Here is a 13,071-nt window from a genome sequence, read left to right as displayed (position 1 = left end):
CATTTCACCCTCAACGTGTTTTTACCATTGAAAATGGCATTGTTGAGGTAGATCTACATGAAAGGACAAGAAACTCGTGGTTTTCAGTCAGAAGTCAAACAGCTTCTGCACCTGATGATCCATTCTCTGTATTCCAATAAAGAAATCTTCCTGCGTGAGCTTATCTCTAACGCCTCGGATGCGGCAGACAAGCTGCGTTTCCGCGCCCTGTCTAACCCGGACCTGTATGAAGGCGACGGTGAGCTGCGTGTACGTGTTTCCTTCGATAAAGATAAGCGTACGTTGACCATTGCCGATAACGGCGTGGGGATGAACCGTGATGACGTTATCGATCATCTGGGGACCATTGCGAAATCCGGTACTAAATCTTTCCTCGAATCCATGGGTTCCGATCAGGCGAAAGACAGCCAGTTGATCGGCCAGTTCGGGGTGGGCTTCTACTCTGCGTTCATCGTGGCGGACAAAGTCACCGTGCGTACCCGTGCTGCGGGCGATAAGCCGGAAAACGGCGTGTTCTGGGAATCTGCGGGCGAAGGTGAGTACACCGTTGCCGACATCACCAAAGACGAGCGCGGCACCGAAATCACCCTGCATCTGCGTGAAGGCGAAGATGAGTTCCTTGATGACTGGCGCGTACGTTCCATCATCAGCAAATATTCCGACCATATCGCGTTGCCGGTAGAGATCGAAAAATCCGAAGAGAAAGACGGCGAGACCGTGGTTTCCTGGGAAAAGATCAACAAGGCGCAGGCGCTGTGGACCCGTAACAAGTCGGAAATCAAAGACGACGAGTACAACGAATTCTACAAGCACATCGCCCACGACTTCACTGACCCGCTGACCTGGAGCCACAACCGTGTGGAAGGTAAGCAGGAGTACACCAGCCTGCTGTACATCCCGTCCCAGGCTCCGTGGGATATGTGGAACCGCGATCACAAGCATGGCCTGAAACTGTACGTCCAGCGTGTGTTCATCATGGACGACGCCGAGCAGTTCATGCCGAACTACCTGCGCTTTGTGCGCGGTCTGATAGATTCCAACGATCTGCCGCTGAACGTTTCCCGTGAGATCCTGCAGGACAGCACAGTCACCCGTAACCTGCGCAGCGCGCTGACCAAACGCGTACTGCAGATGCTGGAAAAACTGGCGAAAGACGACGCGGAAAAATACCAGACCTTCTGGAAACAGTTCGGCCTGGTACTGAAAGAAGGCCCGGCGGAAGATCACGCCAACCAGGAAACGATCGCTAAGCTGATGCGCTTCGCGTCTACGCACACTGACTCCTCCGCACAGACCGTGTCGCTGGAAGACTACGTGTCGCGTATGAAAGAAGGGCAGGAGAAAATCTACTACATCACCGCAGACAGCTATGCGGCAGCGAAGAGCAGCCCGCACCTGGAACTGCTGCGTAAGAAAGGCATTGAAGTCCTGCTGCTTTCTGACCGCATCGATGAGTGGATGATGAACTACCTGACCGAGTTCGACGGTAAGGCATTCCAGTCTGTTGCTAAAGCTGACGAGTCCATCGACAAGCTGGCGGATGAAGTTGATGAATCGGCAAAAGAAGCGGAAAAAGCGCTGACGCCGTTCGTTGAGCGCGTGAAAACCCTGCTGGGCGACCGCGTGAAAGAAGTGCGTCTGACTCACCGTCTGACCGACACGCCAGCCATCGTCACCACCGATGCGGATGAAATGAGCACCCAGATGGCGAAACTGTTTGCCGCTGCGGGCCAGGCCGTACCGGAAGTGAAATATATCTTTGAACTCAACCCGGACCACGTGCTGGTAAAACGCACGGCGGATACCCAGGATGAAGCGCAGTTTAAAGAGTGGGTCGAACTGCTGCTGGATCAGGCGCTGTTTGCTGAGCGCGGCACGCTGGAAGACCCTAACCAGTTTATCCGTCGTATGAACCAGTTGCTGGTGTCCTGATACCCGTAATGTAATGCCGGATGGCGCTAACGCTTATCCGGCCTACAGCATCTCGTAATAGTATGCCGGATACGGTGTTTCCACCGCCATCCGGCATTTTCTCGCCTTATTTTTAATTTTCCCACCGTTAACCGTTTCAGCGTCGGGCGTCTTTCTTGAGCCAATTGCGTGATGGTGGTATCGTTTAGCGCTTTTTAAAAAATATCGACAACCTTTAAGGGGATTTTCGTAATGCGTATCATTCTGCTTGGCGCTCCGGGCGCGGGTAAAGGAACTCAGGCTCAGTTCATCATGGAGAAGTATGGTATTCCGCAAATCTCCACCGGTGATATGCTGCGTGCCGCCGTGAAATCTGGCTCCGAGCTGGGCAAACAAGCGAAAGACATCATGGACGCCGGTAAGCTGGTGACTGATGAACTGGTGATCGCGCTGGTAAAAGAGCGTATTGCTCAGGAAGACTGCCGTAATGGTTTCCTGCTTGATGGCTTCCCGCGTACTATTCCGCAGGCAGACGCCATGAAAGAAGCGGGCATCAACGTGGACTACGTTCTGGAGTTTGACGTACCTGACGAACTGATCGTTGACCGTATCGTGGGTCGTCGCGTACACGCTGCTTCTGGCCGCGTTTACCACATCAAATTCAACCCGCCTAAGGTTGAAGGTAAAGACGACGTGACCGGCGAAGAACTGACCACCCGTAAAGACGATCAGGAAGAGACCGTACGTAAGCGCCTGGTGGAATACCATCAGATGACCGCTCCGCTGATCGGCTACTACTCTAAAGAAGCGCAGGCGGGTAACACCAAATACGCGAAAGTTGATGGTACTCAGGCCGTTGCTGACGTGCGCGCAGCGCTGGAAAAAATCCTCGGCTAATTTTTCGCGTAATAAACCTCTTATCAGGCCTGCCATTATCGCGTAGGCCTGATAAGCGTAGCGCCATCAGGCAAATTCTCGTCTTACCTCTCACAGCAATTAGTTCTTCTTTATCGCTTTTCCGCTACAATTATCAACAATTTGAATCGATAAGAGGCGGTAATGCGTCAGACGAAAACCGGTATCCTGCTGGCAAACCTCGGCACTCCCGATGCCCCAACCCCCGAAGCCGTTAAGCGCTACCTGCGCCAGTTTTTAAGCGATCCACGCGTAGTTGATACGTCACCTGCACTGTGGTGGCCGCTGCTGCGTGGGGTGATTTTACCGTTGCGTGCGCCACGCGTAGCCAAGCTGTACCAGTCAATCTGGATGGAAGACGGTTCCCCGCTGATGGTTTATAGCAAGGCACAACAGCGGGCCCTGGCAGAACGCCTACCAAATACCCCTGTCGCGCTGGGAATGAGCTACGGTTCGCCGTCGCTTGAAAGCGCGGTCGATGAACTGTTGGCAAGCGGGGTTGAACACATGGTGGTGTTACCGCTGTACCCGCAATATTCCTGTTCGACGGTGGCGGCCGTCTGGGACGAACTGGCGCGTATCTTAGCGCGTAAACGCGGTATTCCTGGCGTTTCATTTATTCGTGATTACGCCGATGACAGCAGCTACATCGATGCGCTGGCGAAGAGTGCCCGGGATTCATTTGCTCAACACGGTGAACCTGATTTGCTGCTGCTCTCCTACCACGGCATTCCGCAGCGGTACGCCGATGAAGGAGATGACTACCCGCAGCGCTGTCGTGATACCACCCGAGAGTTGGTTTCAGCGCTTGGCCTGCCGCCAGAAAAAGTAATGATGACCTTCCAGTCTCGCTTTGGTCGCGAACCATGGCTGACGCCATATACCGACGAAACGTTAAAAATGCTGGCGGAGAAAGGGACACAACATATCCAGGTTATGTGTCCGGGCTTCTCGGCAGATTGCCTCGAAACGCTGGAAGAGATAGCGGTACAAAACCGGGAAATTTTCCTTGAGGCTGGCGGTAAGCAATATGAGTATATTCCGGCGCTTAATGCCGCACCGGAACATATCGAAATGATGGTTAAACTGACCGACGCTTACCGTTAAAGCTGGGCTCTGAAGTAACGAGCGCCTTCCCGCAACGCATCGTCGGCGGTTTTCATCATTCGCGAATAGTGCAGGAAGGCGTGTAGCGTGCCGGGGTACATTTTGTACTGGCAGGGCTGCTGATGCGCCTGCAACGTCTGGAATAGTAAGCGGCTATCGTCAATCAGCGGATCAAACTCAGCGCCGGCGATAAAACACGGCGGCACGTCACGCGTCAGATCGTTATTAAACAGGCAATAATACGGTGACTCGCGATCGTCAGCGCTACGCAGGTACGCGTTTTCGTACATCTGCAAGTCCTCGCGGGTTAACCCATCCCACGCTCCGCCCATCAGCCGTCGGCTCAGTGAATCCTGCAGGCCGTAAAGCCCATACCACAACAGCACCCCAGCCACCTTGCCGCAGACAATGCGTTTATCCCGTAGCCACAGCGCGCTGGCAAGCGCCAGCATGGCTCCGGCGGAATCGCCCGCAAAACCGATATGATTCACATTAAGAGAATAGTCGCCAGAGTGCTGATGAAAATACTGGCAGACGGCGGCAATCTCTTCGATGGCTTGCGGGAAACGGGCTTCTGGCGCAAGCGAATAGTCGATACCAATTACCGTGCACTGCGTATAGCGCGCCAGCAAGCGCATAATACGGTCGTGGGTATCCAGATTACCGAGAATAAAACCGCCGCCGTGCAGATAATACAACGTTGCCAGGCTATGGGGCTGCGGTGAGTAAATACGTGTGGCCACGGGGCCGCATGCGGTAGAAATAACGCATTCGCGGGTATTCATCTCTGGGGCATCGGCATTCCACAGCTGCCGTTCATGAATGTAGTGCTGGCGCTGGGCCACGAAGTCATCTGCAGCGGGCCACGGCGGCAGATCGTCGCGATGAAAATTCACCACGCTTTTCATTTCATCCGAAATTCTGTCGAGTACGGGGATCTTGTTTTCCGGCTTCATAAAACGCTCCTTGTGAAGGTGAGTTATTGTAGAAATTAATCCCGTTTAAACTGCGATCTCACCGTCTGATATTGAAACTTAGCGCCGCATCGCATGCGTGGCAGGGAATGTGCTACCATGCATCGCTCAGTTAACCACCCGTAAAATCGACCATGAAATTTCCCGGTAAACGCAAATCCAAACACTATTTTCCCGTCAGCGCGCGCGATCCGTTGCTGCAACAAATTCAGCCAGAAAATGAAACCAGCGCAGCCTGGGTGGTGGGCATCGACCAGACGCTGGTGGATATTGAAGCCAAAGTGGATGATGACTTTGTAAAACGTTATGGATTAAGCGCCGGGCATTCTCTGGTGATTGCCGATGATGTCGCAGAAGCGCTCTACCAGGAACTGGTGCGTGAAAATTTGATCACCCATCAGTTTGCGGGCGGTACTATCGGTAACACGATGCACAACTACTCTGTGCTGGCGGATGATCGCTCGGTGCTGCTGGGCGTGATGTGCAGCAATATCGAGATTGGCAGCTATGCGTACCGCTATTTATGCAATACCTCCAGCCGTACCGACCTGAACTACCTGCAAGGCGTTAACGGACCGATTGGCCGCTGCTTTACGCTGATTGGCGAGTCAGGTGAGCGTACCTTCGCAATCAGCCCTGGGCATATGAATAAACTACGGGCGGAGAGCATCCCTGAATCGGTGATTGCTGGTGCATCCGCGCTGGTGCTGACGTCTTATCTGGTGCGCTGCGAGCCGGGTGAGCCGATGCCGGAAGCGACCATGAAGGCGATTGAATATGCCAAAAAACACAATGTGCCGGTGGTTCTGACCCTGGGCACCAAATTCGTCATTGCCGATAACCCGCAGTGGTGGCAGGCATTCCTGAAAGAGCATGTCTCTATTCTGGCGATGAATGAAGAAGAGGCTGAAGCGCTGACTGGCGAGAACGATCCGCTGCTGGCATCTGACAAGGCGCTGGATTGGGTGGATCTGGTGCTGTGCACGGCGGGTCCGGCGGGTCTGTATATGGCGGGCTTTACGGAAGAAGAAGTCAAACGTAAAACCCAGCATCCGCTGCTGCCCGGTGCTATTGCCGAATTTAACCAGTACGAATTCAGCCGCGCCATGCGCCATAAAGACTGTACCAATCCGCTGCGCGTGTATTCGCACATCGCACCGTATATGGGCGGACCTGAAAAGATAATGAACACCAACGGCGCAGGTGATGGCGCGCTGGCGGCATTGCTGCATGATATTACCGCCAACAGCTATCACCGCAGCAACGTGCCTAACTCCAGCAAGCACAAGTTCACCTGGCTGACCTATTCGTCGTTAGCCCAGGTGTGTAAATATGCTAATCGCGTGAGTTATCAGGTGCTGAACCAGCATTCACCGCGCCTGACGCGCGGTTTGCCGGAACGTGAAGACAGTCTGGAAGAGTCGTACTGGGACCGTTAAATCTTACATAGGCCGGATAAGCGATAACGCTATCCGGCACGGACATTAACTGGCCGTAGCAACTTCACCTGCAGGCGGCGTTTCAATCAGCTCCAGCATGGTGCGGGCGATTTCACGCTCACCCATGACGACCTGGTTGGCGCCGCGTTCGGTAATATATTCCACCTCATCGTCATAATGCGCGCGGGCGATAATCTCAATCGACGGGCATTTCTCACGCGCGGAAGCGACAATTTCACCCGCTTCATAACCATTGGGAATGGTCAGCAGCAGCCAGCGCGCGCAATCCAGATGCGCCAGATTCATAATCTCTTCGTTGGCGGCATTTCCCAGTACCGCGCGGATCCCACGCTCGCGCAGTTCATCCACCCGGGTACGTGAGGTTTCGATCACCACCAGCGGGATCCCTGCAGCCATCAATTTCTCACCCAGCAGGCTGCCGACGCGACCAAAGCCAACCAGCAAGGCATGATTGCAGATATCCACCGGAATTTGCTTCTCTTCTTCGATAGCCTCTTCCAGCGTCTGCTCTTCCAGCGTTTCTGTTTTGGCGAGATATTTTTCTAACACCGCGAACAGCACCGGGTTGAGCATGATGGACAGGATTGCCCCCGCCAGTACCAGATTCTGTCCGGCCTGCGGCAGCAGGTTTAACGCCATTCCCAGACCCGCCAGGATAAAGGCAAATTCACCAATCTGCGCCAGGCTGGTGGCAATAGTGAGCGCCGTGCGTTGGGAGTGACCAAACAGGCGCACCAGGAAATAGGCGGCAAGGGATTTACCAAAGATGATAATCGCCAGCGTGCCCAGTACCGCCAACGGCTGCTGGATCAGAACTAACGGATCGAACAGCATCCCGACGGAGACGAAGAACAGCACGGCGAACGCATCGCGCAGCGGCAGAGTATCATGCGCCGCACGGTGGCTTAGTTCAGATTCATTCAGCACCATACCAGCGAAGAACGCGCCCAGCGCAAAGGAGACATCGAACAGCTCTACTGCGCCAAAGGCAATGCCTAAGGCGAGGGCGAGGACTGAGAGGGTAAACAGTTCGCGTGAACCGGTTGCGGCGCTGCGGGCCATAATCCACGGTACCAGGCGACGACCCACCAGCATCATAATCGCGATAAACGCCACCACCTTACCGATGGTAATGCCCATATCGACGGCCAGCGAAGCGAAGCCGACATCTTCTTTTTCCAGCATCCCGGCGACGGCTGGCAGGAGAACCAGCGTCAGCACCATCATCAGATCTTCGACAATCAGCCAGCCAATGGCAATTTGCCCGCGCTGGCTGTCAATGAGCTGTCGTTCTTCAAGCGCGCGCAGTAGTACCACGGTACTGGCGGTTGAAAGACACAGACCAAACACGATCCCCACCATCAGCGACCAGCCTAATACAGCTGAAAGCGCCATACCCAGCAGCGTTGCCACTGCTATCTGGGCAATCGCGCCGGGAATGGCAATAGACTTTACCGCCATCAAATCCTTCAACGAAAAGTGCAGCCCCACGCCGAACATCAGCAGAATAACGCCAAGCTCGGCCAGCTCAGGCGCGAGCTTAGTATCAGCAACAAAACCAGGTGTAAATGGACCGGCCAGAACGCCCGCTAACAGATATCCCACCAGAGGAGAAATACGCAGTTTATTGGCAATCATGCCTAATATAAAAGCGAGCACAAGGCCGCCGACAATGGTGGTGATAAGCGGGGTGGCGTGATGCATTCCGTCTCCTTTGGTTGCTGTGGTGATCCTGAAAACCCAAACTACGAGTAATAGTTTATGACAATTTTAATGTTTATGTTTATGAATAATTATTGAATTTTGAAGAAAACGGGATTTTACGCGCAAAAAAGCACGGATCGGAAAAGTACGGTGATATGTGAGAGGTAAAGGCTGATGGCTACTGCAAGTAATGACGGCCAAAATTTACTTTTGGCCGTCAGAAAATCAGGCTTTGTGTCGGTTATCAGGTAAGAATATGGTCAGTATCCCCAGAAGTGGCAGGAAAGCACATATTTTGTAGACCAAATCGATGCTGGTATGGTCGGCTATCAGCCCTAACACCGCGGCTCCCAAGCCGCCCATGCCGAAGGCAAAACCGAAAAATAGCCCAGAAACCATGCCGATACGCCCAGGAAGCAGTTCCTGTGCGTAGACCAAAATAGCAGAAAACGCCGATGCGAGGATAAAACCAATGATCACGGTTAAAATCCCGGTCCATTCCAGCGTTGCGTAGGGTAAAACGAGGGTAAATGGCGCAACGCCGAGGATAGACCCCCAAATAACATATTTTCTGCCAATTTTATCGCCCAATGGTCCGCCAATCACCGTCCCGGCCGCGACGGCAAACAGGAAGGCAAACAGGTGAAACTGGGCGTTTTGTACCGATAATCCGAATTTTTGCATCAGATAAAAGGTGTAATAGCTGCTGATGCTCGCCATATAGAAGTATTTGGAGAAAATCAGCACCAGCAGGATGCTTACCGCCAGCACAACTTTATTGCGCGGTAACGGATTTACGATGGCGACTTTCGGTTTTCCTTTACTCATCCGATGCTGCGCAGCGTACCAACGGCTGATTTGTGCCAGGACGACAATCGCTAATAACGCAGCCAGAACAAACCAGGCCACATTACCCTTACCATATGGCGCGATGATGACAGCTGCCAGCAAGGGTCCCAGAGAGCTGCCGAAGTTGCCGCCAACCTGGAAAATTGACTGTGCCAGGCCGTGACGACCGCCGGAGGCCATGCGTGCCACGCGGGACGATTCCGGATGAAATACCGAAGAGCCGGTGCCAACCAGTGCCGCGGCGAGCAGCACCATATGGAAGCTGCCGGCCATGGCTAGCAAAACAAGTCCGCTCAGCGTGAAGCACATCCCAATGGGCAGCGACCACGGCATCGGGTATTTGTCCGTCCAGTAACCCACCACCGGTTGCAGCAGCGAAGAAGCAAGCTGGAAGGTTAGGGTGATCATCCCGATCTGCATGAACGTTAGCGAGAACTCTGACTGCAATAGCGGATAAATCGCCAGAATCAGCGACTGAATCATATCGTTTAGCAAATGGGAGAGGCTGATCGCTCCTAAAATGCCAAATGAGGTGCGTGCTTTAGCAACCGACGCTGACGCGCCAGCCACAGGCTGGGTTGGTTCACTTATTGCCATAGAAAGTCACTTCTCTTTGGGTTGCGATTATGAGGGTAATCTATTTTGTTATTATTACCTGACTAACATACCTGCGGAAGGTGTTTGAAGGAAGTCTCATTTCTGAAAACATTTTCGACTATTATTTCATATCATTGTAATTTCAGTCGTTGATTTTGGCTCAGGGAGAGAAATATGAAGTTTTTAAAACGGGGCGTGGCGCTGGCGTTATTAGCCGCATTTACGCTGGCAGGTCAGCCTGCACAAGCGTACGAAAAAGATAAAACCTACAAAATTACCATTTTGCATACCAACGATCATCACGGTCACTTCTGGCGCAGCGAATACGGAGAATACGGACTGGCGGCACAAAAAACGCTGGTGGACGGTATTCGTAAAGAGGTAGCTGAGGAAGGGGGCAGCGTACTGTTGCTTTCCGGTGGCGACATTAATACCGGCGTACCGGAGTCCGATCTGCAGGATGCGGAACCTGATTTTCGTGGGATGAACCTGATTGGCTATGATGCGATGGCGGTCGGAAACCACGAGTTTGATAATCCTATGACCGTACTGCGCCAGCAGGAAAAATGGTCCAAATTCCCGTTTCTCTCGGCCAATATCTATCAGAAAAGCACCGGCGAGCGTTTATTTAAACCGTGGGCCATCTTTAAGCGCCAGGATTTAAAAATTGCCGTACTCGGTTTAACCACTGACGATACGGCAAAAATAGGCAACCCCGAGTTCTTTACCGATATTGAGTTCCGTAAACCGGCTGATGAAGCCAAACTGGTTATTCAGGAACTGAATATGGGTGAAAAGCCAGACATCATTATCGCAACCACCCATATGGGACATTATGACAACGGCAACCACGGCTCGAACGCCCCTGGCGATGTCGAAATGGCGCGTAGCCTGCCGGCGGGATCGTTGGCGATGATTGTCGGTGGTCACTCGCAGGATCCGGTGTGTATGGCTTCAGAGAACAAGAAGCAGGTTGATTACGTACCGGGTACGCCGTGTGCGCCAGACAAGCAAAATGGGATCTGGATTGTGCAGGCGCACGAGTGGGGGAAATATGTGGGCCGGGCTGACTTTGAGTTCCGTAACGGCGAAATGAAAATGGTTAACTACCAGCTCATCCCCGTCAACCTGAAGAAAAAAGTGACCTGGGACAACGGTAAAAGTGAGCGCGTACTCTACACCCCGGAAATAGCTGAAAATCAGCAAATGCTTTCGCTGCTGACGCCGTTCCAGAATAAAGGTAAAGCGCAGCTCGACGTGAAAATCGGTAGCGTCAATGCGCGCCTCGAAGGCGACCGAAGCAAAGTCCGTTTCGTACAGACCAACATGGGACATTTGCTGCTGGCTGCGCAAATGGCGCGAACCAGCGCTGATTTTGGCGTGATGAGCGGCGGCGGCATCCGTGATTCCATCGAAGGCGGCGATATCACCTATAAGAGCGTGCTGAAGGTACAGCCGTTTGGCAATATCGTGGTATACGCTGACATAAGTGGGAAAGAAGTGATTGACTATCTGACCGCTGTAGCACAAATGAAGCCGGACTCCGGGGCCTATCCGCAGTTTGCTAATGTCAGCTTTGTGGCGAAAGATGGCAAGCTTAACGATTTGAAAATCAAAGGCGAACCCGTTGACTCAGCCAAAACCTATCGCATGGCTACCCTGAGCTTCAATGCGACCGGCGGCGATGGCTATCCGCGAATTGATAACAAACCAGGCTATGTGAATACCGGGTTTATTGATGCTGAAGTGCTGAAAGAGTACGTGCAGAAGAACTCACCGCTGGATGCCAGTATGTATGAGCCGAAGGGTGAAGTTACCTGGCAGTAACAGGGCGGAGCGCCGGATGGCGGTGCTTGCACCTTATCCGGCCTACAAGTCAGTGTGATTTGTAGGCCTTAAAGCTGTGCGCCATCAGGCATTCATTCTAAAATCGCTTAATCACGGCGTGCGATGTCGGCGAATTTCGCATCCAGAATTTTCGCCAGATCGCCCGCTGCCAGTTCGATATCCAGCCCGCGTTTGCCGCCGGAAACATAAATGGTGTCAAACGTCTGGGCAGGGGCGTCAATGAGCGTTGGCAATCTTTTTTTCTGTCCTAATGGGCTGATCCCTCCCACCAGATAACCGGTGGTTCGTTGCGCAACCATTGGATCGGCCATATCGACCTTTTTAGCCCCCAGCGCCTTAGCGACCTTTTTGAGATCCAGTTGACCGGCTACAGGCGTGACCGCAACCGCCAGATGCTTCATGTCGCCATTCACGGCAACCAGCAGTGTCTTGTAGACCTGGTCCGCATTCAGACCTAACTTGCGCACCACTTCATCACCAAAGTTCGTCTCGGACGGATCGTGATCGTAGGTGTGGATCTGGAAAGAAATTTTGTTTTTTTCGAGTAATTTAACGGCGGGTGTCATAGCAATTTTCCTGGACCAGACAAAATACGACTCAAGCATACGCCTGATGTCTGTCTAAAAAATAGTACCATCTTGCGCAATAGTATTGGCAGGATGATGACTTTGAGCGACAATCGAACTACACCGATGCTTTAAGCATTGGGATCATAATAATGATGAAATTCCTCTTTGACGGGCCAATAGAAATATTGGCCATTTTTTTACCGTAACATCTCCGGCAAATTTCCTTCTCCGTACAGATGCAGTGCGCCAACGGCCACGACGTAATGACCAGCAGGCATCGCTCTGAGCCGATCGCGCCAGGCTGTGTTGCGTTGATGCATCAATACGTCATACAACGACTGGCTAAAGGTATTGGGAAGCGTCAGTTCGCTATTGCGTGGCGGTGTTTTAAGCCACCAGCCCATCATTTGTTGCAACAATCTGGCATTGGTATGCCAGTGCGTCAGAGTATCGTCCAACAGGGCCAGTCCGTTATCAGGCAACTGACATAACAGCTCGATTTGACTGGATGCGCCTTCCAGCTCGATAACGGGTTTATGCGCTTGCTTTGCCGCTTTCAGCAATTGGTAATCAATTCCGTATTCTGCCCGTAGCCCCAACTGCTGTGCCTGTGTCGCCTGTAATACCATGGCGATTTGCCACAACGGCTGAGTAGATAACAGCGATGGGGAAATGCCCAGTTCGTTGGTGACTTTACGCAGGTTTTCTAACTGCTCCGGGCTGATTCGTTCTTCGAGTGCGGCAAATGTAGGAAGGTTAGCAAACGGCGCGTCGTCACCGGAAACATCCGCTTCGACAATCAGCGCATCGGCATGGTTGAGTTTTTTGAGTAATTTGGCAGGCAGAGGTGCCATATCGCGACTGCCCATGTGAATACTGCCAATCAGATGAAAATGGCGGTTGCCGGGCAATGAAATGTCGATGGCAGGCCAGGTATAGTGGTTGCCGCGTAGCGCGGTGAAAAATGTTTTTACCCGGTATAACAGATCCATACGACCTCCCTAAGTAGACTTTCATGCTAGCGCGTGGTCCAGGAAGGTGCAATGCGAGAATCGCCGGATGGCGACGCGAAATCGTCTTATCCAGCCTACAATGCTACCTGCAATTTGTAGGCTGGATAAGCATGAGCGCCATGTG

General features: G+C 52.7%; 10 protein-coding genes. 5 read left to right on the top strand and 5 right to left on the bottom strand.

What is annotated here, in order from left to right; genetic code table 11:
• Positions 1 to 57: 57 nt before the first annotated feature.
• The 3 genes from htpG to hemH all read left to right on the top strand — a co-directional run bounded on the left by htpG (position 58) and on the right by hemH (position 3,933).
• On the top strand, positions 58 to 1,932 hold the full coding sequence (gene htpG / locus IB222_RS17270; protein ID WP_149384080.1) for a molecular chaperone HtpG: 1,875 nt from the start codon (positions 58 to 60) through the stop codon (positions 1,930 to 1,932).
• A gap of 231 nt (positions 1,933 to 2,163) precedes the next feature.
• Positions 2,164 to 2,808, top strand: coding sequence for an adenylate kinase (adk, locus tag IB222_RS17265; RefSeq protein WP_003021773.1), 645 nt, complete (start codon positions 2,164 to 2,166; stop codon positions 2,806 to 2,808).
• Between the two features lie 162 nt (positions 2,809 to 2,970).
• Positions 2,971 to 3,933, top strand: a complete 963-nt coding sequence (hemH, locus tag IB222_RS17260; RefSeq protein ID WP_003831052.1) for a ferrochelatase — start codon at positions 2,971 to 2,973, stop codon at positions 3,931 to 3,933.
• Here hemH and aes read toward each other — a convergent pair.
• On the bottom strand, positions 3,930 to 4,889 hold the full coding sequence (gene aes / locus IB222_RS17255) for an acetyl esterase (protein WP_126318996.1): 960 nt from the start codon (positions 4,887 to 4,889) through the stop codon (positions 3,930 to 3,932). The genes hemH and aes overlap by 4 nt on opposite strands.
• Before the next feature lie 152 nt (positions 4,890 to 5,041).
• Here aes and gsk point away from each other — a divergent pair, with 152 nt between their 5' ends.
• On the top strand, positions 5,042 to 6,346 hold the full coding sequence (gene gsk, locus IB222_RS17250) for an inosine/guanosine kinase (RefSeq protein ID WP_003831054.1): 1,305 nt from the start codon (positions 5,042 to 5,044) through the stop codon (positions 6,344 to 6,346).
• A gap of 45 nt (positions 6,347 to 6,391) precedes the next feature.
• On the opposite strand, the gene ybaL is transcribed toward gsk, so the two are convergent.
• Complete coding sequence (ybaL, locus tag IB222_RS17245; protein WP_003021783.1) at positions 6,392 to 8,071, bottom strand: YbaL family putative K(+) efflux transporter; 1,680 nt, start codon at positions 8,069 to 8,071, stop codon at positions 6,392 to 6,394.
• Between the two features lie 225 nt (positions 8,072 to 8,296).
• Complete coding sequence (gene fsr / locus IB222_RS17240) at positions 8,297 to 9,517, bottom strand: fosmidomycin MFS transporter (protein WP_003021788.1); 1,221 nt, start codon at positions 9,515 to 9,517, stop codon at positions 8,297 to 8,299.
• A 174-nt stretch (positions 9,518 to 9,691) separates the two neighbouring features.
• Between fsr and ushA the strand changes: the two genes are divergently transcribed.
• Positions 9,692 to 11,344 (top strand): bifunctional UDP-sugar hydrolase/5'-nucleotidase UshA, encoded by a 1,653-nt coding sequence (gene ushA, locus IB222_RS17235; protein ID WP_149384081.1) that lies wholly within the window; start codon positions 9,692 to 9,694, stop codon positions 11,342 to 11,344.
• A 107-nt stretch (positions 11,345 to 11,451) separates the two neighbouring features.
• On the opposite strand, the gene ybaK is transcribed toward ushA, so the two are convergent.
• Positions 11,452 to 11,931: a Cys-tRNA(Pro)/Cys-tRNA(Cys) deacylase YbaK gene (gene ybaK / locus IB222_RS17230; protein WP_003831056.1), complete on the bottom strand. Its 480-nt coding sequence runs from the start codon at positions 11,929 to 11,931 to the stop codon at positions 11,452 to 11,454.
• Between the two features lie 200 nt (positions 11,932 to 12,131).
• Entirely contained in the window at positions 12,132 to 12,926 is a 795-nt protein-coding gene (locus IB222_RS17225; RefSeq protein ID WP_003831057.1) for a TraB/GumN family protein, read from the bottom strand.
• Between the last annotated feature and the right edge of the window lie 145 nt (positions 12,927 to 13,071).

It is taken from the genome of Citrobacter sp. C13 (assembly GCF_014596815.2).
Classification (GTDB): domain Bacteria; phylum Pseudomonadota; class Gammaproteobacteria; order Enterobacterales; family Enterobacteriaceae; genus Citrobacter; species Citrobacter portucalensis.
The sequence above is the reverse complement of the archived record's forward strand: the minus strand, read 5'-3'. Positions and strand labels throughout refer to the sequence as shown.